Raw genomic sequence first — 21528 nt, forward strand, 5'->3', positions numbered from 1 at the left:
AGCCCGTCATGAACCAGCCACTCGCGGGCTTCGCCCCTGCACCCGTCACCGCGCGCATGGAGAACCACGGCAATCACATGCTGAAGGTCGCCATGCAGACCGGGAACGACCTCCTCGCGCGCGTGGGGTCGATGGTCGCCTACGAAGGGTTCGTCCAGTACGAGCCCAACCCGCCCGCCGTACGCCAGATCGCCCGCGACTGGATGACCGGCGAGGGCGCGCCCCTCATGAAGTGCTCCGGCGACGGCCTGCTCTATCTCGCCGACTACGGGGCGAACGTCGTCGTCATCAACCTCAACGGGGACGCGATCTCCGTCAACGCGACGAACCTGCTCGCCTTCGACGCCCACCTCACCTGGGGCGTGGAGCGGGTCAAGGGCCTCGCCAAGTTCGCCGGCCAGGGTCTGTGGAACACCAAGATCTCCGGTCAGGGCTGGGTGGCGCTGACCTCCCGCGGCAAGCCGATCGTCGTGGACTGCGGCGGCGGCGAGGACGAGACGTACGTCGACCCGGACGCACTGGTCGCCTGGTCCCCGAACCTCAAGGTGAAGGGCAAGCGCAGCTTCAAGGCGCAGTCGCTGATCGGACGCGGCAGCGGCGAGGCGTTCCAGATGGCGTTCTCCGGGCAGGGCATCGTCGTCGTCCAGCCCAGCGAGGACAGCACCGACCGCCTCCGGTTCCGGGGCTGAGGGGGAGCAGGACATCATGCAGAGCCCGCTTTTCGGCTACAACGAGCAGCAGACCCAGGACCGCTACAGCCTGCAGAACTCGCAGATGCTGCGCGTCGTCCTGGAGGGTCACGACGACATCCTCGCCCGCAAGGGCACGATGGTCGCGTACCAGGGACTCGTCGAGTTCGACGCCGAGTACCAGAACAGCAGCCAGCACCGCGCGCGTGCCCACACCGGCGAGGGCCTCAGCCTGATGCGGTGCCACGGGCAGGGCACGGTCTACCTCGCCAACCTCGGCCAGCACGTGCACGTGGTGGACGTGGACCAGGACGGCCTGACCGTCGACAGCAGCTATGTGCTGGCGATGGACTCCGGACTGCACCACGAGGTCATCGCCGTGGACAGCCAGTACGGCATCTCCGGCTCCGGCAAGTACCAGCTCAACATCACCGGGCGTGGCAAGGTCGCGCTGATGACCTCCGGGATGCCGCTGATGATGCAGGTCACCCCGGACAAGTACGTCAACTGCGACGCCGACGCGATCGTCGCGTGGTCCACCGGGCTGCGGGTGCAGATGCAGGCCCAGACCCACTCCTCCGGAGTGTGGCGGCGCCGCGGCAACACCGGTGAGGGCTGGGAGCTGAGCTTCATGGGCAACGGCTTCGCGCTCGTGCAGCCCAGTGAGCTGCTGCCGCCGCAGAACGCGGTGATCGGCCAGGGGCTGCGCGCCCAGTACGGCATGGGCCAGCAGGGCGTGCACGCGCAGAACCAGGGCAATGTCTGGAGCTGACCGTTCCGCCGAACGGAGGACGCCGGCCCCCTGAGCAGAGGCACGGGCCGACGAGCACGGACGAGGGGCGACCGCCACCGGCGGTCGCCCCTCGTCGTGTCGGTGCGGCCCCGGCGAGTGGTCACAGCCGGGCGCGGGCCGCCTCCAGGAGCCGGACGACCGAGGTGTCGGCCACCTCGGCGACCTCGTCGTACCCGAACCAGCGCAGGTCCAGGGACTCGTCGCTGATGGCCTCGACCGCGTCGGCCGGGGCGAGCGCGGCGTACTGGACGTCCAGGTGCCAGTGGCAGGGCGCCGGGATGGGGTGCCGGTCCAGGGTCACGGGGCCGCCCGGCAGCAGGGTCAGACCCTCGACGCCCGACTCCTCCAGCGCCTCGCGCAGGGCGGCGTCGGCCAGGGTCGCGTCGCCCGGCTCGCAGTGGCCGCCCATCTGGAGCCACATCCGGAGCTTGCGGTGCAGCGTCAGCAGGACGCGGCCGCGCGAGGGATCGATCACCAGGGCGCTCGCCGTGAGGTGCCCGGCGTGGCAGGACTTCCACATCCCGTCGGGGTGCGCGGACAGATGGTCCAGATAGAGCCCGCGCAGCTCTTCCTGGCCCTCGTACCCCTTGAGCACGAGGACCGCGTCGTCGTGCAGACTCACTCGGCGCCGTCGCCCTCGCCGGCGTCCCCGGAGTCGTCCTTCTTCTTCAGATCGGGCTTCTCGGCGCTGCCGCTCGCGGCCTCGCCGAGCATCTTGTCGAGCTCGGAGAAGTCCATGTGCTCGCGGTGCACGAAGCCGTCCGGGTCGTCCAGGTCGGAGGCGGTCGGCAGCATGTCCGGGTGGGCCCACAGACCGTCCCGGCCGTCCACGCCGCGCGCGTCGGTGAGCGAGGCCCACAGGCGGGAGGCGTCGCGCAGCCGGCGCGGGCGCAGCTCCAGACCGATCAGGGTGGCGAACGTCTGCTCGGCGGGGCCGCCCGTGGCGCGGCGGCGGCGCAGCGTCTCGCGCATCGCGTCGGCCGAGGAGAGCCGCGGCTTGGCCGCCGAGTGCACGACCGCGTCCACCCAGCCCTCGACCAGCGCGAGCGCCGTCTCCAGGCGGGCCAGCGCGGCCTTCTGCTCCGGTGTGTCCTCCGGCTGGAACATGCCCTGCTGGAGCGCCTGCTGGAGCTCCTCGGGGTTCTGCGGGTCGAACTGGCCGACCACGTCCTCCAGCTTGGCGGTGTCGACCTTGATCCCGCGCGCGTAGCCCTCGACGGCGCCGAACAGGTGCGAGCGCAGCCACGGCACGTGCGCGAAGAGGCGCTGGTGGGCGGCCTCGCGCAACGCCAGGTACAGACGCACCTCTTCCTGGGGGACGCTCAGGTCCTTGCCGAACGACTCGATGTTCAGCGGCAGCAGCGCGGCCTTGCCGACCGGGCCGAGCGGCAGACCGATGTCCGTCGAACCGACGACCTCGCCCGCGAGGACACCGACGGCCTGACCGATCTGGGTGCCGAACATGGCGCCGCCCATGGAGCGCATCATGCCGATCAGCGGGCCAGCCATGGCCTGCATCTCCTCGGGCAGCACGTCGCCCATGGCCGCGCCGACCCGCTCGGCGACCGGGTCGACGAGCTCCTTCCACACCGGCAGGGTCGCCTCGACCCACTCGGCCCGGCTCCAGGCCAGCGCGGAGGCGGCACCGGAGGGCAGGGAGGTGGCGTCGTCCAGCCACAGATCGGCCAGACGGACGGCCTCCTCGACGGCGAGCCGCTCGGCGGGGCCGACGCTCGCGTCCTTCTTGCCGTCGGAGGTGCCCTGGGCGACCGTCTGCCGGGCGATCTGCTTGGCCATGTCCCAGTTCACCGGTCCGCCCTCGTACGAGAGCATCTGACCCAGCTGCTGGAACGCGGCGCCCAGGTCGTTCGGGTTCATCGAACCGAACATGGCTGCGAGCGGATTGTCGGCTCCGGGGCCACCGGCTCCGGGCAGCCCGAAACCGAACGGTCCCTGACCACCGCCGCTCTGCTGGTCCTTCTTCTTGCCCTCGTCGCCGTGCTCCGGCTCCTCCGGCGGAAGGCCGAATCCGAATGGGGTGTCACTCACGGGATTCCTCGGCTGGTAAGGCCGCCGGTTCGTTCCGACGGCGGCTGCCCACAACACCACCCAGCGTAGACACCTGAACCCGATCGGGCCTCGGTGCTTCGCCGACTCGTCGCCTGCGGCAGGATGGATGCCACCTGGTAGGGGCGCGTCACACGCGTCCATTACTGAAGACAACCGCTGGAGACGCCCGGTGAGTTCCCCAGATCCACAGGTTCGCGCAGCGCGAAACCACTCGACCAGCCCAGCCTCGCGCGGCCCCGTCGTCGCGGTGACCGGCGCCGCGGGCGGTGTGGGGGCGCTGCTGACCGAGCGGCTGGCCGCCAGCGAGGAGATCAGGCAGGTCGTCGCCATCGACGAGCGGCGCGGCGAGTGCGCCGACGCGCAGTGGCACATCCTGGACGTCCGGGACCCGGCGATCGCCGAGAAGCTGCGCGGCGCGGACGTCGTGGTCCATCTGGCCCTGGACCTCGATCTGGAGACGGACGCGGCGGCCCGGACCGCGTACAACGTCCGGGGGACGCAGACCGTGCTCACGGCCGCCGCCGCGGCCGGGGTCCACCGGGTCGTGCTGTGCACGTCGGCCATGGTCTACGGAGCGCTGCCCGACAACGAGCTGCCGCTGTCCGAGGACGCCGAGCTGCGGGCGACGGCCGAGGCGACGGGCGTGGGCGATCTGCTGGAGATCGAGCGGCTCGCCCGCCGCGCGCCGCGGGCGCACCCGGGCCTGAACGTGACCGTCGTCCGTCCCGCCGTCCTCGTGGGCGGGGGTACGGACACCGCACTGACCAGGTATTTCGAGTCTCCGCGACTGCTGGTGGTGGCGGGGTCGAGGCCGGCCTGGCAGTTCTGCCACGTCGAGGACCTGTGCGCCGCCCTGGAGTACGCGGTCGTCGAGAAGGTCGAGGGCGAGCTGGCCGTCGGCTGCGACGGCTGGCTGGAGCAGGAGGAGGTGGAGGAGCTGAGCGGGATCCGGCGGATGGAGCTGCCGTCCGCGGTCGCCCTCGGCGCCGCCGCCCGGCTCCACCGGATCGGGCTCACGCCCTCGCCCGCCGGTGACCTCGCCTACACGATGTACCCCTGGGTGGTGAGCGGGAGCCGGCTGCACGACGCCGGCTGGCGTCCGCGCTGGACCAACGAGGAGGTCCTCGCGGAGCTGCTGGAGGAGGTCGCGGGGCGGCACACGGTCGCCGGCCGGCGCCTCGGCCGCAAGGACGCGACCGCGGCGGGCGCGGCGGGCGCGACGGTGGCGCTGCTGGGCGCGGCAGCGGTGGTCCGCCGGGCCAGGAAGGCCCGCCGCCGCTTCTGACCCCACGGGGCGGCTGTCGGCTGCGACCCCACGGAGCCGCCGCCGGGTGCGACCCTACGAAGCTGCCGCTGGCTACGCCCCACAGGGCTGCCGCTGACTACGCCCCCACAGGGCTGCCGCCGGCTTCTGACCCCACGGGGCGGCTGCCGGCTGCGACCCCACGGAGCCGCCGCCCGCGACCCCACGGAGCTGCCGCCGGTTCCGGCCCCACGGAGCTGGAGGAGGCTCCAAGCCGTACGCGCGCGTGCCGGGTGAAAGCCGTATTCCGCGGTGTCGGCAGGGTGCGGCACGATGGGGGGCATGGCACCTACCTATGACCACCCCGGTGAGCTGGCCGCGCAGGACCCGGTCCGGCTGCTGGCGATCCGCGACGAGCCGCTGTCCCTGGACGAGGTCTTCAAGGCCGTGGGGGACGACGCCGCCGGGGGCACCGCGTTCTTCGTGGGGACCGTGCGCAACCACGACGCGGGCGCCGACGTCGACACGCTCGGGTACTCGTCCCACCCCACCGCGGAGGCGGAGATGCGCCGCGTCGCGGAGAAGGTGGCCGCCGCCCATCCGGTACGGGCGCTGGCCGCCGTGCACCGGGTGGGCGACCTGAAGGTCGGGGACCTGGCCGTGATCGTCGCCGTGTCGTGCCCGCACCGGGCCGAGGCCTTCGAGGCCTGCCGCATGCTCATCGACGACCTCAAGCACGAGGTGCCGATCTGGAAGCACCAGAGGTTCTCCGACGGCACGGAGGAATGGGTCGGCGCCTGCTGAGACCTGCCGGAACTCCCTGCGAGGACGCCTTACCGGGGGCTGACCGACTTCTCACCACCGTCCGGTTGCGTAACCAGGGCCCTGCCGTGAGCGTTGACAGTGCGGATGGTTAATCTGCTGAACAGTGCAGATGTCAAGTCTGCTGATCAGTCAGTTGCGGTCGCTCATGGGGTTGGGAGGTCGACATGGCGGCGCTTGCCTGGTTGCTGATTCCGTTGATGGCCGCGATCGGTGCCAGTCTGTGGGGAAGTTGGGCCGGCCGGAACCGCAAGGCGGCGGGAGACGGTGTCGAGCTCGCCGGCTACACCCGCTTCCGCGAGGCGATGGAGCGCACCGGCGTCAGGGAGAAGACCCCCTCCGACGTGCTCTGAATCGGATCACCGCCCGGAACACGGCATTCGTGCCGTTCGGGCGGTCTTCGGGGCCGCCCCGTACGGACGGCCCCGACGGTGCGCTTACACCACCGTCCCGTACTGTCGTTCCATGCCACGCCGCACCGCGACGATGCTCGCCTCCACCCTGATCCTGATCGCGCTCCTGTGCGCGGGAGTGTTCATCAAAGTGCCGTACTCGGAGATGTCACCGGGTCCCACGGTGAACACGCTGGGTGATCACGACGGTGAGCCGGTGCTGCAGATCTCCGGCCGCAAGACCTACCCGACGACCGGGCACCTGAACATGACCACGGTCCGGGTCACGAGCGCCGACTACAACATGAACCTCGTCGAGGCCGTGTACGGCTGGCTGGCGCACGACAGCAAGATCGTGCCGCACGACACGCTCTACCCGGACGGCAAGACCGAGCAGCAGTCGACGCAGGAGAACGCCGAGGAGTTCAGCCAGTCCCAGGAGAGCGCCAAGGTGTCCGCCCTGAAGGCGCTGGGCATCCCGGTGAAGTCCTGGGTGATCGTCTCCACGGTCGTCAAGGGCTCCCCGGCCGAGGGGCGGCTGCACGCCGGTGACGTCATCAAGGCCGTCGACGGCACGGTCGTGAAGGCGCCCGACGACGTGGCGAAGCTCGTCACCAAGCACAAGCCCGGCGACAAGGTCGTGTTCAGGATCGTGCCCGCCAAGGAGCAGGCCGCCGCCACGAAGGAGAACCGGACGGCGACCGCGACCAAGGACGTGACGATCACCACGGTCAAGTCCGACGACAGCGGCACCGACCGCGCCATCGTCGGGATCTCGGCCGGGACCGACCACACGTTCCCGTTCAGCATCGACATCAAGCTCGCCGACGTCGGCGGTCCGAGCGCGGGTCTGATGTTCTCGCTCGGCATCGTGGACAAGCTCACCCCGGGGAACCTCACCGGCGGCAAGTTCGTGGCCGGCACCGGCACCATCGACGACAACGGCAAGGTCGGCCCGATCGGCGGCATCGACATGAAGACGGTCGGCGCGCGCAACAAGGGCGCCCAGTACTTCCTGACGCCCAAGGACAACTGCGCCGAGGCCGCCAAGGACACCCCGTCCGGACTCAGGCTCGTCAAGGTCGACACCCTCGACGACGCGATGAAGGCCCTCAAGGACATCGGCGCGGGCCGCACGGCGGACCTGCCCAAGTGCAGCGTCAAGGGCTGACCCAGGGGCCGACGCCCACCGCTCGTCCGTGACCGGGGGCGCCTCGCAGTTCGCGAGGCGCCCCCGGTCACGTCCGTGCGCCGGTCAGTCCGCGAACGTCGCCGACAGCGCGTCCGCGAGGCCGGGCACCAGGCCCGCGCCCGTGAGGACCTCCGTCGCCGCGTCCTTCTCGCGCAGCCGCACCGCCGAGTCGCGGGTGCCGTCCCGCAGGACGCCGACGGTCATGCGCACCTCCTGGCGATCGGGGTGCGCGGCGACCCACTGGGTCAGCTTCTTGCCGCTGAGACCCTCCGGGACCGAGTTCTCCGCGGACGGCGGCAGCATCAGCCGCTCCACGGTGAGCGCGCAGCCCACGACCGCGTCGGGCCAGGCGATCGTGCCGAGGAACTCGTCCAGCGGCTTGCCGGCGGGGATCTCCTCCTGCTCGACGGGGGTGAGACCGGTGGTCTCCTGTTCGTGCTCCAGGCCGAGCTGAGCGGCGAGGCCGGGTTCCTGGGACCGCAGTCGTGCGGTGTCTACGAGGGCGAAGAGGCGGGCGGGCTGGTCCCAGCCGAGGCCGGAGGCGTACTCGTCGATCTCGAGTACGGCCCGGGTCAGGGGGCTCGCTGCCATGGGAGTGTTGGACATGGTCACAATCCTGCCTCGTTCGTGACCTGAATCGGGAACCGAGTAAAGCGTGAGTAAGTTGCATAGATGAGGCTCCCCGATCACGGAGCCTTACTGACGGTCCACCGACATGGGGGCCGGACGGAATCGACAGCGACTTCGAGGTGCGCACCTTGGCTTTCCAGATGCCGGACCGCGGCGGAGGCCCGACGGGGCCGCGGATCAGAGTGGGCCGGCCCTCCCGGCGTGTCCGGACCCTGCTCATGACACTGGGCGTGCTGGCCGTACTGGCCATGGCCTTCGTCATGTTCGCGGGGTTCTGGACGGACTGGCTCTGGTACCGCTCGGTCCACTACTCGTCGGTCTTCACCACCACCCTGTGGACCAAGATCGGTCTCTTCTTCGTCTTCGGTCTGCTGATGGCGGCCGCGGTCGGCCTCAACATCTGGCTGGCGCACCGGCTGCGCCCGCCGCTGAGCGCCATGTCGATGGAGCAGCAGAGCCTCGACCGGTACCGCATGGGCATCGCGCCCTACAAGCGCTGGCTGCTGCTCGCGATCACCTCCCTGGTGGGGCTGATCGCCGGCGCGTCCGCCTCGGGCCAGTGGCGCACCTGGCTGATGTGGGTCAACGGAGTGCCGTTCCACCAGAAGGACCCCCAGTTCCACCTGGACGTCTCCTTCTACGCCTTCGACCTGCCCTGGTACCGCTTCCTGCTCGGCTTCGGCTTCGCCGCCGCCGTGCTCTCGCTCATCGCCGCGGCCCTCACGCACTACCTGTACGGCGGTCTGCGGATCACCAGCCCCGGAGCGCGCGCCACGGCCGCGGCCACCGGGCACCTCTCGGTGCTCCTCGGTGTCTTCGTCGCCCTGAAGGCGGTCGCCTACTGGCTCGACCGGTACGGACTCGCGGTGAAGTCCAGCGACTTCAAGGCCACCGGCAACTGGACGGGCCTGCGGTACGTCGACGCGAACGCGTACCTCCCCGCCAAGACGATCCTGTTCTGCATCGCCGTCATCTGCGCGCTGCTCTTCTTCGCGACGCTGTGGCGGCGCACCTGGCAGCTGCCGGTGATCGGCTTCGGCCTCATGGTGCTCTCGGCGGTGCTGATCGGGGGCCTGTATCCCGCGATAGTCCAGAAGTTCCAGGTCGAGCCGAACGAGCAGGCCAAGGAAGCGCCGTACGTCGAGAAGAACCTCAAGGCGACCCGCGAGGCGTACGGGATCGCCGGCACCGACGTGCAGGACTACCCGGGGGCGAGCGACACCAAGGACAAGGCAGAACTGCGTGACGACGCCGACACCGTCGCCAGCATCCGCCTGATGGACCCCAACATCGTGTCGCCGACCTTCCAGCAGCTCCAGCAGGTGCGGAACTACTACGGCTTCCCGTCGAACCTGGACGTCGACCGTTACAGCAAGGACGGCAAGGAGCAGGACACCGTCCTCGGTCTGCGCGAGCTGAACCTCGCGGGCATCCCGAAGAACAACTGGATCAACGACCACTTCCGGTACACCCACGGATACGGTGTCGTCGCGGCCAAGGGCACCGAGGCCGACAGCGAGGGCCGCCCGGTCTTCACCGAGTACAACCTGCCGTCCAAGGGCGACCTCGGCTCGTACGAGCAGCAGATCTACTACGGCGAGAAGACCACCCAGTACTCGATCGTCGGCGGTCCCCAGAAGGAGATCGACTACTCCGACGACAACGGTGAGAAGACCACCAGCTACAAGGGCAAGAGCGGCGTCAGCCTCGCGAGTCCGGTCAACCGGGCCGCGTACGCGGTGGCGTTCGGCGAGCCGCAGATCCTTTACTCGGGCGCGATCGGCGAGGGTTCGCGGATCCTCTACAACCGCACGCCCAAGGAGCGGGTCGAGGCAGTCGCCCCCTGGCTGACCATCGACGGCGACGCCTATCCGGCGGTCGTCGACGGCAAGATCCAGTGGATCGTCGACGCTTACACCACCACCAACGGCTATCCGTACGCCTCGCGCACCACGCTCGGCGACACCACGGCGGACTCGCTGACGGCGGCCAACAACCAGCGCGCGGTGGTGGCCCAGCAGAACCAGGTCAACTACATCCGCAACTCGGTGAAGGCGACCGTCGACGCGTACACCGGCGCGGTCAAGCTCTACCAGTGGGACACCAAGGACCCGGTCCTGAAGACCTGGATGAAGGCGTTCCCGGACACGGTGCAGTCGCGGCAGTCGATCTCGCCCGAGCTGATGGCCCATCTCCGGTACCCGCAGGACCTGTTCAAGGTCCAGCGCGAACTCCTCACCCGCTACCACGTGAAGGACGCCCAGACGTTCCTGAGCGGCAGCGAGGTGTGGCAGGTCCCGGACGACCCGACCAACAAGTCGGGCAGCGCGGTCCCGCCGTACTACCTCAGCATGAAGCTGCCGGGGGAGTCGTCCCAGGCGTTCTCGCTGACGACGACGATGACTCCGAACGGCCGTGACAACCTGAGCGCGTTCGTGTCGGTCAACGCCGAGGCGGGGACGGACGGTTACGGAAAGATCAGCATCCTGAAGCTGCCGACCGGCAGAACGGTCGACGGACCCAAGCGGGTGCAGAGCCAGTTCAACTCCGAGCCGTCCATCGCCGAGTCCATCCGACTCCTCAGAGGCGGCGACTCGGAGGTCGAGTACGGCAACCTGCTGACCGTGCCGCTCGACGGCGGACTGCTCTACGTGGAGCCGGTCTACGTCCGTGGTGGCGACCTCAAGTACCCGCTGCTGCGCAAGGTGTTGGTGACCTACGGAGGCAGCACCGCCTTCGAGGACACCCTCGGCCAGGCGCTCAACAAGGTGTTCGGGGCGGAGAGTTCGACGCAGCCGCCGGACCAGGGCACCACGAAGCCGCCCACGTCGAGCAACCCCACGGTCCAGGCCGCGCTCGACGACGCGCAGAAGGCCTTCGACGACGGGCAGGCAGCCCTCAAGAAGGGCGACTGGAAGGCGTATGGCGAGGCGCAGAAGAGCCTGGAGGACGCGCTGAAGCGGGCCGAGGACGCGCAGGCCAAGGCGGACAAGTCCGCCGGCGGGTCCACCTCGGACGGCAAGGGTGCCGGCAAGGGCAGCGACAAGAGCGTCGAGCCGAGCGGCAGTCCGAGTCCGACCGCGAGCCCGAGCGGTGAGAACGGCTCCGGAGGCAGTTGATCAAGGCTCCGTCCCGCGCCGTGGTACGGTTGACACACAACGGCGCGGGGTGGAGCAGCTCGGTAGCTCGCTGGGCTCATAACCCAGAGGTCGCAGGTTCAAATCCTGTCCCCGCTACTGAAGTCGAGGGCCCGGATCCAGTTCATGGATCCGGGCCCTCGACGTGTGACGCCACGCCGGTGATTGCCGGTGACCTGGCCACTCGTGTGAAGTGCCGCGACATGCGAGGGGAGTTGGGCGAACTGTGTTTGACTTGTCTCTCTGTGGGCATGTCGACAAAACGCTGAAGTGACCTCACTGGCTGCGGTATACCAGGTGTACCCAGGTTGCGGGTGGTGCGACGATGGACGTTATGGGGGACAAGGCAACTCTGTTGGATACAGGGCGGTTTGCGGAGTCTGCCGACTTCGAGCAGGCTGCGGAGCTCACGCAGCCCTCCGACCGGGACGAAGCCGGCGAGGCCGCCGAGGAGGCGCGCCAGTGGTCGGCCGCGCAGGCGGGCGACGTCGAGGCGATGAGCGTTCTCGGGGCCATGCTGCTGCGCCGCGGTGATCTCGACGCGGCCGAGCCGCAGTTGCGCGCCGCCACCTCCGCCGGTGACCGTTCCGCCGCCAACAACCTGGGTGTCCTCCTCTATCAGCGCGGCTACGCCGACGAGGCCGCCGGATGGTGGCGGATCGCCGCCGTCGCCGGCAGTGCCGCCGCAGCCCACGCCCTCGGCCGCCACCACCGCGAGCGCGGCGACGAGCCCGCCGCCGAGTACTGGCTGCGCCAGTCCGCCGAACAGGGCCACGCCCTGGGCGCGTACGCCCTCGCCGATCTGCTGGAGCATCGTAGCGATGTGGCCGCCGAGCAGTGGATGCGGGCCGCCGCGGAGCGCGGACACCGCGAGGCCGCGTACCGGCTGGCGCGCACGCTCGACCGCAAGGCCCTGGACTCGGGCGAAGCCGTGGGCGACAACGGTGTCATCGGTGCCGCGGGGCAGGCCGCCGAGCAGTGGTATCGGCAGGCCGCCGCGCGCGGGCACCGCAGGGCCGCGCTGCACCTCGGGGCGATCCTGGAGAAGCGCGGCGATCTCAAGGAGGCCGGACGCTGGTACCTGACGTCCGCCAAGGACGGGGAGGCGCGCGCCGCGTGCGCCCTCGGGTTCCTGCTGCGCGACGCCGGGGACCCCGACAGCGCCGCCGTCTGGTGGCTGCGGGCCGCCCAGGACGGGGACGGCAACGCCGCCAACGCCCTCGGGGCGCTGCACGCCGAGCGGGGCGAGACCCAGACCGCCGAGCGCTGGTACCGGGCCGCTATGGACGCGGGCGACGTGAACGGCGCCTACAACCTCGGACTGCTCTGCGCCGAGCAGGGGCGGACCGCCCAGGCCGAGCAGTGGTACCGCAGGGCCGCGTACGCCGGTCACCGCGAGGCCGCCAACGCGCTCGCGATCCTGCTGCTCCAGGTCGGCGACGCGGCCGGGGCCGAACCGTGGTTCTCCAAGGCCGCGGAGGCGGGCAGCGTGGACGCCGCGTTCAACCTCGGCATCCTGCACGCCGGACGCGCCACCGAGGCCGACGACGCCGCCGCGCTGCGCTGGTACGAGCGTGCCGCGGCCGCCGGGCACACGGAGGCGGCGCTCCAGGTGGGCATCGCACGCCTGCGGGAGGGCGACGAGCCGGCCGCCGAGCGGCATCTGCGGTGCGCCGCGGGAGGGGGCAGTGCCGAGGCCGCCTACCGTCTCGCCGCCGTGCTCGACGCCCGGCGGCCCCCGCAGCCCGCGCACGAGCTGGGGGAGCACACGCAGGAGAAGAGCGAGTGCGAGGAGTGGTACGAGCGGGCCGCCTCCCAGGGGCACCGGCGTGCCCAGGTGCGGGTCGGCATGCTGGCCGCGGCCCGCGGCGACGTGGTGGAGGCGGCGCGCTGGTACCGCGAGGCCGCCGAGGCCGGGTCGCGCAACGGCGCCTTCAACCTCGGGCTGCTGCTGGCCCGCGAGGGGAGCGAGCCGGAGGCGGCGCTGTGGTGGACCCGCGCGGCCGACGCGGGCCACGGGCGGGCCGCGCTGCGGCTCGCGCTCGTGTACGCGCGGCGCGGGGAGCTGGCAGAGGGGCAGCGGTGGGCCGACCGGGCCGTGTCCCTGGGGCCGGCGGAGGTCTCCGAGCGGGCGGCGCGGCTGCGGGACGCCCTGCGGGAGGAACTGTCCGCGTGAGCGGGCGGGCCGCGGGGCTGCGAGGCCGCGGGCCACGGTGGGGTCGCGGTGCGCGGCGCGGGAGCCGGGTGCGGTGGAGGTGGCACGGGGCGCGGCAGGGGCCCGGGGCGCGCTTAGGGTGCGGGGCATGGTGAGGCGCGCCTCACCGGTCCTCCCGCGCCTCACCGGTCCGCCCGCGCCACGCGGGTCCAGCCGCCCGGTCCGGACGCCCGGTCCGGACGCTCTCGCGAATGGATTTGCGCGGGCCACGGACGTGACGTACTGTTCAGTTCATCGACGCGGGGTGGAGCAGCTCGGTAGCTCGCTGGGCTCATAACCCAGAGGTCGCAGGTTCAAATCCTGTCCCCGCTACTGAAGGCCGAGGGCCGGAATCCGAAAGGGTTCCGGCCCTCGGTGCGTTTGCGGACCGGCCGCGGAGACATTGCAGCGAACAGCGAACGCGGGCGACAGGCAGAGAGCGGCCGACAGCGGGGCCGTCGAGCGGCAATGAGCGGCGAAGTGCGACGCCGCGGCGCTACGCCGCGATGGCCGCGCAGTTCGGGCAGACGCCCCGGTAGGTCACCTCGACGTCCGAGACGGTGAAGCCGAAGCGCTCCGAGTCGGGGAGGTCGCCGAGCGGGTTGCCGATCGGGTGGACGTCACGAATGGCACCGCACCGGGCGCAGACCAGGTGGTGGTGCGGACGGTGCGCGTTCGGGTCGTACCGCTTGGCGCGCTTGTCCGTGGAGACTTCCAGCACCTCGCCGAGCGAGACCAGCTCACCCAGCGTGTTGTAGACGGTCGCCCGGGAGATCTCGGGCAGCTTGGCCACGGCGCGCGCGTGCACCTCGTCGGCCGTCAGATGGACGTGGTCGCCGTCGAGGACCTCGGCCACGACACGTCGCTGCGCGGTCATCCGCCATCCACGTCCGCGCAGTCGTTCCAACAGGTCACTCATACAGGTCAGCGTAACAGCCGGTGAACCAGATCCCGAATGGGTGTGATTTTAGAGCGAACCTCGATTTGGACAAGATCCATCGAAGTGGGTGTGGGCTCCAGGGGCGCCCTGGAGCCCACACCGTCCTGAGGGGCGGGGTCGGGTCAGGCGGGTACCTGCTGCCGGGCAGGCACCCAGCAGCGGATGATGTCGCGGACGGAGACGATGCCCAGCGGCCCGCTGCCGTCGAGCACGATCAGATGCCGGAAGCCGCCGTGCGCCATCGCGGCCGCGGCTTCCTCCAGGGTCCAGGTCGGTGCCGCGAAGACGACGTCGGTGGTGGTGTGGCTGCCTGCGGTCTCGGTGTCCGGGTTCTGGCCGTGGGCGAGGGAGTTGAGGATGTCGCGCTCGGTCAGGATCCCGAGACCGGAGGAGTCCTCGTCGAGGACCACCGCCGCCCCGACGTGACGCGCGGACATCAGTCGGGCGGACTGCCGGAGGGTGTGTGCCGGGCCGATGGTGAGGACCACCGTGCTCATGGCGTCGCGGACGAGCATGGGATGGAGCCACCTCCTCGGTGAACCGCGGCTCCCCGGCCCCTCGGCGGAGCACAAAGAGAAACGGTTCACAAGTTCACAAGTGGGGGAGCTCTCAGAGTCGCAGTTAAAGAGAGGGTCAACAAGGGGGCGTGTGCCGTGAGTTCGGGGGCGCCCGGGGTTGCTCAGGAACCCCGGGCCCGGCAGCCGAACTCAGGAGCCCCGGTGACGGCGGCAGAGCTCAGGAGTCCCGGAAGCTGTTGGCGGTCCCCGTCGGACGGACCACGGACGGCCCAGCTTCACGGTTGGCGTCGCGCATGCGGCAGGCCCGGCGGATTCCTCTCCTCCCTGTTGCCCAAGCCGCGTCCCGTTCCTTTTGCCGGCTGGGCTGCTGCCCTTTCGGCGGGTTGTGATCAGTTCGCCGTCGGCGATCTTGACCGCAGCGGCAGGGGCGGTGATGTGCCTCAGCCTACGGAGGTCCTCATGGGGAACGTGGGTAATGGACCTCAGGCCTACCTCAGAAGATCAGCGGAATCTCCGCTACCGCCATGCCCCTGCCATACGGTCCATCTATCCGAACTGCCAAGAAGGCAGTCCCCACCGGACGGACCTTTCGTGGACTTATCTGTACGGCGCACTGTCCTTCTCGTCTCGACGTCGCTCTTGCTGTGCTCGGCGCTTACCGGTCCCGCGTTCGCGGCTGACGGGACGCCGGCTCCCTCGCCGTCCGTGACTGCTGAAGATGATGACTCGGTCATCAACACCGCACCGCCCGAAGAGCCCGAGGAAGACGTCACGGAGATTCCCGCCGACACCGTGGGTGAACCTGTCGAGGAGCCCACGTACACGGGGAAGCCGCAGCCCGGAAATTCCCCGAACACAGTGGACTGCACGCCCGCTCACGGCGTGTACAAGCCATTGTCGAAGGATGGCCCAAGGGCGCACCACAAGGGTGTTGGCCCTGTGAACTCGAACTACAATGGCACCTCCCGAACCGCGAAATCGACCTTCACCTCCGAGGTGACCAGCAAGGTTGGCATAGCCATCAGCGGCGAGTTGGAGACTTCCGCTGGGGTGATGCTCGCTTCGGTCAAGACCAAGTGGGGCATCACTGTGTCGGCCGAACTCACCGCGAAGCTCGGCAACACGATCTCGGTCGACACCCCGAAGCACACGACCACGAACGCCAGATATGGCGTCTACCGCTTGAAGGTCGTGGGTGAGAGCTACGTGGTTCATCAAAACTGCACGACTACACCGAAGCACAAAGTTGTCACCTACTCCCCTCTCAAGGTCGGGTGGTACCTGTGGGAAAGCTGAGGTTTGTTCCGGTAGTTGGCGTGGCAGCGGCGGTCGTCCTCACCGGTTGCACCAACGGTCAGGGCAACCACACCCCTACGACGCATAAGAGCCCCACCTCTGCCGCTTCGGCGTCGGCGAGTAAGGGGACATCCGGGCGAGCCGAGCACATTCCCGGGGAAACCGTGGCCAAGGCTCCGGATCCCCTGGACGGAAAGGCTGTTGCCCGCGTTGTGAATGCTCGGGGAAATCGGGAAATTGAAATTCCGGGCGGAGTCAAGGCTGGGGCGCTGTCCATCTCCGTGAATTGCCAAGGGCGGGGCACGCTGACGGTCTCCGTGAAGCCCGTCGGCCTTAGCTTTCCCTTGGAATGCGTGGCCGGAGAAGTCAGCAGCACCTACAACGAGCTGCACCTGAAGACCGCCCGTGGCCGAGGAGCGGTGTACGTAACCGCTCCGTCGCCTGTTCGATGGGCACTTACAGTCGGGCAGTAGGAGGGACAGCGCCCGGCGGCGTCACTGTCGGGCGCTGTCGGGCGCCAACCGGATCCACCGAGCGCCTGCGCGGCCCGTACCCGCACTCGTCGCTGCATCCGCTGAACGCAAAGGCCCGGATCAGACCACATCTGATCCGGGCCTTCCCGCTGAGTCCTCTGTCGGATTCGAACCGGCGACCTACGCATTACAAGTTGTCGGATCTTGATCCGAGAGCGTCCACAGGTGACTGCATGGCCGCTTAGATCGCTGGTCATAGCTAGCTCCGCGCACCCCTAGACGATCGCGGACGCTGCTGGACCGAGGCGTGATACACAAGAAGGGCCCACGACGGCCCAGGGAGTGTGAAGCCAGGGGAAACGTGCTGGTCAGGCCGCTAGTCGCCTCAGTACCGCTGGTTCAGATAACCCAGCATCTCGTCGTGCAGATGGCCGTTCGACGCGGCCGCGTTGCCGCTGTGCGGGCCCGGGCGGCCGTCGAGGCCGGTGAACGTGCCGCCCGCCTCGGTGACGATGATCGCGTTCGCCGCCATGTCCCAGAGCGAGAGCTCGGGTTCGGCGCAGATGTCGACGGAGCCCTCGGCGACCATCATGTACGGCCAGAAGTCGCCGTAACCGCGCGTGCGCCAGACCGCCTTCGTCAGATCGAGGAAGCCGTCCAGACGGCCCTGGTCCTCCCAGCCGGACAGCGAGGAGTACGCGAAGGACGCGTCGCTCATCCGGGTGATGCTGGACACCCCGAGCCGGGTCGCCGAGGACAGCGAGCGGCCGGTGAACGCGCCGTGCCCCTTCGCCGCCCACCAGCGGCGGCCGAGCGCGGGCGCGGAAACGACGCCGACGACCGGCTGGTAGCCGCCCTCGCCCGCCTCCATCAGCGAGATCAGCGTGGCCCACACGGGCACACCCCGGACGTAGTTCTTGGTGCCGTCGATCGGGTCGACGACCCAGCGGCGCGGGCCCGTGCCCTCGATCCCGTACTCCTCGCCGAGCACCGCGTCACGCGGCCTGGCCCGCTGGAGATGGCCGCGGATGAGTTCCTCGGCGGCCTTGTCCGCCTCGCTCACCGGCGTCATGTCCGGCTTCGTCTCGACTTTCAGGTCGAGCGCCTTGAAGCGGTCCATCGTCGCGGCGTCGGCGGCGTCCGCCAGGACATGGGCGAGGCGCAGGTCATCGCGGTAGTCGGGCATGGGTGAACCGTATCCGCCCGTGTCCCGGCGGGCTACAGGGGACCGTGGGTGTCGCCGGTCCGGCGCGTCCGCCGGGGAGGGGCCAGGGGGCTCGCGTCCGAACGGGGCGCCCGCGGCGCCGAGTTCACTCCCCCCGGGGCCGTCGCGAACCCTTGACAGTGCCCGCGCACGCGTCAAACCTGGCTTCAGAGCCGCTCGCCCCAGGGAGGCGATGATGCCCGCAGCGCGCGAATCGCTCTTGGACGCCGCCTACACGGCACTGGCGCGCCGCCCGTGGTCCGCGGTGCGGATGGTCGACGTGGCCGCGGCGGCCGGAGTGTCACGCCAGACGCTCTACAACGAGTTCGGGAGCAAGGAAGGGCTGGCGCGCGCCCTCGTGCGGCGGGAGGCGGACGCCTATCTCGCCGGTGTCGACCGGGCCCTGGCCGCGCACACGGACCCACGCGACCGGCTCGCCGCGACCGCCGAGTGGACGACCTCGACGGCCCGCAGCAACGCGCTCGTACGGGCGATGCTGACCGGGTGCTGGAGCGAGCGGCTGCCGGCGCTCGCGCTGTCCGCCGTGCCCTCGTCGTCCGCGGTGCCCGCGCAGCGGCGGGCCGACGGACCGCTGCCCTCGCCCGGCGACTTCGTGGTGCTCGTGCGCGACCGGGCGGTCGCCGCGCTCGCCCTGTCCCGGGCGGACACCCCTGAGGTCACCCGGGCCTGCGACCTGGTGGCCCGGATCGCGCTGTCGTGCGTCGTCGCCCCGCCCGCCCGGGGTGCCGTCACGGAACTGGTCAGGACCGCGCTGGCACCGTCTCCCCGGATCGGGGTCTGAGCGGCGGACGGCCCTCCGTGGACCACGGGCCCGACGGCCGCACCGGTGTCCGGACGGCCGCACGTGTCCGCCGCACCGAGCAACGCGACAGAGCACCGAGCCCCGCGAGCGCCCACAAACCCCGCGACAGAGCACCGAGCCCCGCGACCGCGCGCGACCCCCGCGCCAGTGCGCCCGAGCCCTGCGACAGAGCACCGACCCCCGCGACACCGCGCCCGACCCCCGCGACCGCGTGCCCGAGCCCCGCGACCGCGTGCCGGGGCCCCGCTCAGTGCGACGACCCCGACAGCTGGAGGCCGATGACGCCGATGATGACCAGGCTGATCGAGACGATCTTCAGGACCGAGACCAGGTCGTCGAGGAAGATCATGCCGTAGATGGCGGTGCCGGCCGCGCCGATGCCGGTCCACACCGCGTAGGCGGGGCCGACGTCGAGCTTCTTCAGCGACAGGGTCAGCAGCCCGAAGCTGCCGAGGGCGAACACACAGAACGCGATGGTCGGCCAGAGCCGGGTGAAGCCGTGCGAGAGCTTCAGACAGACGGCGAAGCCGGTTTCGAGCAGCCCCGCCACGACGACCAGCAGCCACGCCATGAATTGTCCTCCCGCATCACACGTCGACTGCTTCGGCGGCCCCGGACCGGCTCGGTGCGATTATGCATTCACCGGCCCGGAGAAGCCCTTACCGACGGCGGGGCCACGCAAACCCGGGGGTGTCAGTCGCCCTCACGGCGCTCGCGCGTGGCCAGCAGACGGCGCAGCGAGTACAGCCGCTGCGGGTCCGCGTGGCCCTCGGCCACCCACGCGTCGAGCGCGCAGTCCGGCTCGTCGTGACTGCACGCCCGGGGGCAGCCCTCGGTACCCGGTTCGAGGTCGGGGAAGGCGTGGATGACCCGGGACGGATCGACGTGGTTGAGGCCGAAGGAACGGACACCCGGGGTGTCGATCACCCAGCCCCCGTCCCTGCCCGCCAGGGGCAGCGCGAGCGCAGAGGTCGTCGTGTGCCGGCCGCGACCGGTGACCGCGTTGACGTGACCGGTCGTCCGCCGCCGTTCGGGCGGCACCAGCGCGTTCACCAGGGTCGTCTTGCCGACACCCGAGTGGCCCACGAACGCCGTGACCCTGCCGTCCAGATGAGCGCGCACCCGGTCGGCGGCGGCCTCGCTCTGCAGCTCCTCGCGGCTGGTCACCACGTACGGGATGTCGAGCGCGCCGTACAGCTCCAGGAACTTGTCCGGCGGCGCCAGGTCCGACTTCGTGAGCACGAGCAGCGGACTCAGACCGCCGTCGAAGGCCGCCACCAGACAGCGGTCGATCAGCCGGGGCCGCGGCTCGGGGTCCGCGAGGGCGGTGACGATGGCGAGCTGGTCGGCGTTGGCGACGACCACCCGCTCGTACGGGTCGTCGTCGTCGGCCGTGCGCCGCAGCACCGAGGCGCGCGGCTCGATGCGGACGATGCGGGCGAGGGTGTCCTTCTCGCCGGACAGGTCGCCCACGATGGCCACCCGGTCGCCGACGACAGCGGCCTTGCGGCCGAGTTCGCGTGCCTTCATCGCCACCACGGCGCGGTCCTCGACCAGACAGGTCAGCCGGCCGCGGTCGACCGTGAGGACCATGCCCTCGACGGCCTCCTCGTGCTTGGGGCGGATGTTCGTCCGGGGACGGTTGCCCTTGCGGTTGGGCCGCTGGCGGATGTCGTCCTCGTCGGTGTTCTTGCCGTAACGGCGCATGATCCAGGTCCGCCTGTCAGTTCCCGAGCATTCCGGTCCACAGATCGGGGAAGTCCGGCAGGGTCTTCGCCGTCGTCGCCACGTTCTCGATCTGGACGCCCTCCACCGCCAGCCCGATGATCGCGCCTGCCGTCGCCATGCGGTGGTCGTCGTACGTGTGGAAGACGCCGCCGTGCAGCGGGCGCGGCCGGATGTGCAGACCGTCGGCGGTCTCGGTGACGTCGCCGCCGAGTTCGTTGATCTCCTTGGTGAGCGCGGCCAGCCGGTCGGTCTCGTGCAGCCGCAGATGGGCCACGCCCCGCAGGGTGGAGGGGGAGTCGGCGAGCGCCGCGACCGCCGCGATGCCCGGGGTGAGCTCCCCGACCTCGCCGAGGTCCACGTCGATGCCGTGGACGGCACCCGAACCGGTGAACTCCAGTCCGGCCTCGGTCAGTTCGCAGGAACCACCCATCTCGGTGAAGATCTCCCGCAGCCGGTCGCCGGGCTGGGTGGTGTGCGCCGGCCAGTCGGGGATCACGACCCGGCCGCCGGTCACCAGCGCCGCCGCCAGGAACGGCTGGGCGTTCGACAGGTCGGGCTCGACGATCAGGTCGCGCCCGAGCAGCGCACCCGGCGTCACCCGCCAGACGTTCGGCTCGCCGCCCGACTCGGGGGTGTCCACCTGGGCGCCGACCGCGCGCAGCATGTCCACGGTCATCCGGATGTGCGGCATGGACGGGAGAGTGGAGCCGGTGTGCCGGACCTCGACGCCCTGGTTGAAGCGCGGGGCGGAGAGCAGCAGCGCGGACACGAACTGGGAGGACGACGACGCGTCGATCTCGACCGTCCCCCCGTCCAGGGCACCGCTCCCGTGCACGGTCAGCGGCAGCGCGCCGCGGGCGTCGTCGTCGATCCGGGCGCCGAGCACCCGCAGCGCGTCGATCACACCGTTCAGCGGACGCTCGTACGACCGCGGGTCGCCGTCGAAGCGGACCGGGCCGTCGGCGAGCGCGGCGACGGGGGGCAGGAAGCGCATGACGGTGCCGGCGTTGCCGACGTCGACCGTGGCCGGGCCGCGCAGCCCCGAGGGGATGATCCGCCAGGCCTCGCCGGAGGCGTCCGGGCCCGCCGCGACCGTCGAGCTGGAGGCGACCGTCTCCTCGATGCCCACGCCCATGGCGCGCAGCGCGCCGGCCATCAGCAGGGTGTCGCGGGAACGCAGCGGGCGGCGCAGCCAGCCCGGTTCGGAGGCCAGCGCGGCCAGGACGAGAGCGCGGTTGGTGACCGACTTGGACCCCGGCACGTGAACCGTCGCGTCGACGGCTCCGCTTGCGTGCGGGGCTGGCCAGAGAGCGGTGTGGGCGGGGTTCACGGTCATGCGCCCCACTTTAGTGGCAGCGCGCCGGGCCGCCGCGGCTCCGTCACG

Annotated in this window: 19 protein-coding genes and 2 tRNA genes; 12 read left to right on the plus strand and 9 right to left on the minus strand. The window is 70.6% G+C overall.

The genetic code is table 11. The annotated features are described in order from the left end of the window. Nucleotides 1–8 precede the first annotated feature (8 nt). Nucleotides 9–689 carry an AIM24 family protein gene (locus tag IO36_RS16910; RefSeq protein WP_037620807.1) on the plus strand — a complete coding sequence of 227 codons (681 nt, stop codon included), beginning with the start codon at nt 9–11 and terminating at the stop codon, nt 687–689. A 16-nt stretch (nt 690–705) separates the two neighbouring features. Beyond that, on the plus strand, nt 706–1461 hold the full coding sequence (locus tag IO36_RS16915; RefSeq protein ID WP_037620808.1) for an AIM24 family protein: 756 nt from the start codon (nt 706–708) through the stop codon (nt 1459–1461). 121 nt (nt 1462–1582) lie between these two features. Here the strand turns inward: IO36_RS16915 and IO36_RS16920 are convergent, their stop codons facing one another. Together IO36_RS16920 and IO36_RS16925 are read right to left on the minus strand one after the other, a co-directional pair. Continuing rightward, a complete protein-coding gene (locus IO36_RS16920) occupies nt 1583–2104 on the minus strand; it encodes an NUDIX hydrolase (protein ID WP_037620809.1) in 522 nt (173 codons plus the stop codon). Beyond that, on the minus strand, nt 2101–3531 hold the full coding sequence (locus IO36_RS16925; protein WP_037620810.1) for a zinc-dependent metalloprotease: 1431 nt from the start codon (nt 3529–3531) through the stop codon (nt 2101–2103). The genes IO36_RS16920 and IO36_RS16925 overlap by 4 nt, the downstream gene beginning before the upstream one ends. 190 nt (nt 3532–3721) lie before the next feature. On the opposite strand from IO36_RS16925, the gene IO36_RS16930 reads away from it, so the two are divergent. The 4 genes from IO36_RS16930 to IO36_RS16945 all read left to right on the plus strand — a co-directional run bounded on the left by IO36_RS16930 (nt 3722) and on the right by IO36_RS16945 (nt 7180). Beyond that, nucleotides 3722–4837, plus strand: coding sequence for an SDR family oxidoreductase (locus IO36_RS16930; RefSeq protein ID WP_037620811.1), 1116 nt, complete (start codon nt 3722–3724; stop codon nt 4835–4837). A gap of 300 nt (nt 4838–5137) precedes the next feature. After that, nucleotides 5138–5599, plus strand: a complete 462-nt coding sequence (locus IO36_RS16935) for a molybdenum cofactor biosynthesis protein MoaE (RefSeq protein WP_037620813.1) — start codon at nt 5138–5140, stop codon at nt 5597–5599. Nucleotides 5600–5784: 185 nt separating this feature from the next. Next, a complete protein-coding gene (locus IO36_RS16940; protein WP_037620814.1) occupies nt 5785–5970 on the plus strand; it encodes a hypothetical protein in 186 nt (61 codons plus the stop codon). A gap of 112 nt (nt 5971–6082) precedes the next feature. Beyond that, on the plus strand, nt 6083–7180 hold the full coding sequence (locus tag IO36_RS16945; protein ID WP_037620815.1) for a YlbL family protein: 1098 nt from the start codon (nt 6083–6085) through the stop codon (nt 7178–7180). An 84-nt stretch (nt 7181–7264) separates the two neighbouring features. Here the strand turns inward: IO36_RS16945 and IO36_RS16950 are convergent, their stop codons facing one another. Next, nucleotides 7265–7807, minus strand: a complete 543-nt coding sequence (locus tag IO36_RS16950; RefSeq protein WP_037620816.1) for a PPA1309 family protein — start codon at nt 7805–7807, stop codon at nt 7265–7267. A 164-nt stretch (nt 7808–7971) separates the two neighbouring features. On the opposite strand from IO36_RS16950, the gene IO36_RS16955 reads away from it, so the two are divergent. The 4 genes from IO36_RS16955 to IO36_RS16970 all read left to right on the plus strand — a co-directional run bounded on the left by IO36_RS16955 (nt 7972) and on the right by IO36_RS16970 (nt 13495). Next, the gene (locus IO36_RS16955; RefSeq protein WP_037620995.1) at nt 7972–10950 is read left to right on the plus strand and encodes a UPF0182 family membrane protein; all 2979 of its coding nucleotides are present in this window, start codon (nt 7972–7974) and stop codon (nt 10948–10950) included. Nucleotides 10951–10993: 43 nt separating this feature from the next. Further along, nucleotides 10994–11067, plus strand: a tRNA-Met gene (locus IO36_RS16960). 226 nt (nt 11068–11293) lie between these two features. Further along, entirely contained in the window at nt 11294–13144 is a 1851-nt protein-coding gene (locus IO36_RS16965) for a tetratricopeptide repeat protein (protein WP_037620818.1), read from the plus strand. A 277-nt stretch (nt 13145–13421) separates the two neighbouring features. After that, nucleotides 13422–13495: transfer RNA gene (locus tag IO36_RS16970), tRNA-Met, on the plus strand. 163 nt (nt 13496–13658) lie between these two features. On the opposite strand, the gene IO36_RS16975 is transcribed toward IO36_RS16970, so the two are convergent. Both IO36_RS16975 and IO36_RS16980 read right to left on the minus strand, forming a co-directional pair. After that, nucleotides 13659–14081 carry a Fur family transcriptional regulator gene (locus IO36_RS16975; RefSeq protein WP_037620819.1) on the minus strand — a complete coding sequence of 141 codons (423 nt, stop codon included), beginning with the start codon at nt 14079–14081 and terminating at the stop codon, nt 13659–13661. Nucleotides 14082–14224: 143 nt separating this feature from the next. Then, a complete protein-coding gene (locus tag IO36_RS16980; RefSeq protein WP_037620821.1) occupies nt 14225–14617 on the minus strand; it encodes a CBS domain-containing protein in 393 nt (130 codons plus the stop codon). A 708-nt stretch (nt 14618–15325) separates the two neighbouring features. On the opposite strand from IO36_RS16980, the gene IO36_RS46870 reads away from it, so the two are divergent. Then, a complete protein-coding gene (locus tag IO36_RS46870; RefSeq protein ID WP_158997389.1) occupies nt 15326–15916 on the plus strand; it encodes a hypothetical protein in 591 nt (196 codons plus the stop codon). Nucleotides 15917–16774: 858 nt separating this feature from the next. Here IO36_RS46870 and hisN read toward each other — a convergent pair. Further along, nucleotides 16775–17575, minus strand: coding sequence for a histidinol-phosphatase (gene hisN / locus IO36_RS16990; RefSeq protein WP_037620825.1), 801 nt, complete (start codon nt 17573–17575; stop codon nt 16775–16777). A gap of 214 nt (nt 17576–17789) precedes the next feature. On the opposite strand from hisN, the gene IO36_RS16995 reads away from it, so the two are divergent. Next, nucleotides 17790–18395: a TetR/AcrR family transcriptional regulator gene (locus IO36_RS16995; protein ID WP_037620996.1), complete on the plus strand. Its 606-nt coding sequence runs from the start codon at nt 17790–17792 to the stop codon at nt 18393–18395. Nucleotides 18396–18663: 268 nt separating this feature from the next. Here the strand turns inward: IO36_RS16995 and IO36_RS17000 are convergent, their stop codons facing one another. The 3 genes from IO36_RS17000 to aroA form a co-directional block, all read right to left on the minus strand. Beyond that, the gene (locus IO36_RS17000) at nt 18664–18987 is read right to left on the minus strand and encodes a DMT family transporter (RefSeq protein WP_037620826.1); all 324 of its coding nucleotides are present in this window, start codon (nt 18985–18987) and stop codon (nt 18664–18666) included. 122 nt (nt 18988–19109) lie between these two features. After that, the gene (gene rsgA, locus IO36_RS17005; protein ID WP_037620827.1) at nt 19110–20123 is read right to left on the minus strand and encodes a ribosome small subunit-dependent GTPase A; all 1014 of its coding nucleotides are present in this window, start codon (nt 20121–20123) and stop codon (nt 19110–19112) included. 16 nt (nt 20124–20139) lie between these two features. Further along, nucleotides 20140–21480 (minus strand): 3-phosphoshikimate 1-carboxyvinyltransferase, encoded by a 1341-nt coding sequence (gene aroA / locus IO36_RS17010; protein WP_037620997.1) that lies wholly within the window; start codon nt 21478–21480, stop codon nt 20140–20142. Nucleotides 21481–21528 lie beyond the last annotated feature (48 nt).

This window comes from Streptomyces aureus (assembly GCF_000725495.1).
GTDB classification, from domain to species: Bacteria; Actinomycetota; Actinomycetes; order Streptomycetales; family Streptomycetaceae; genus Streptomyces; species Streptomyces aureus_B.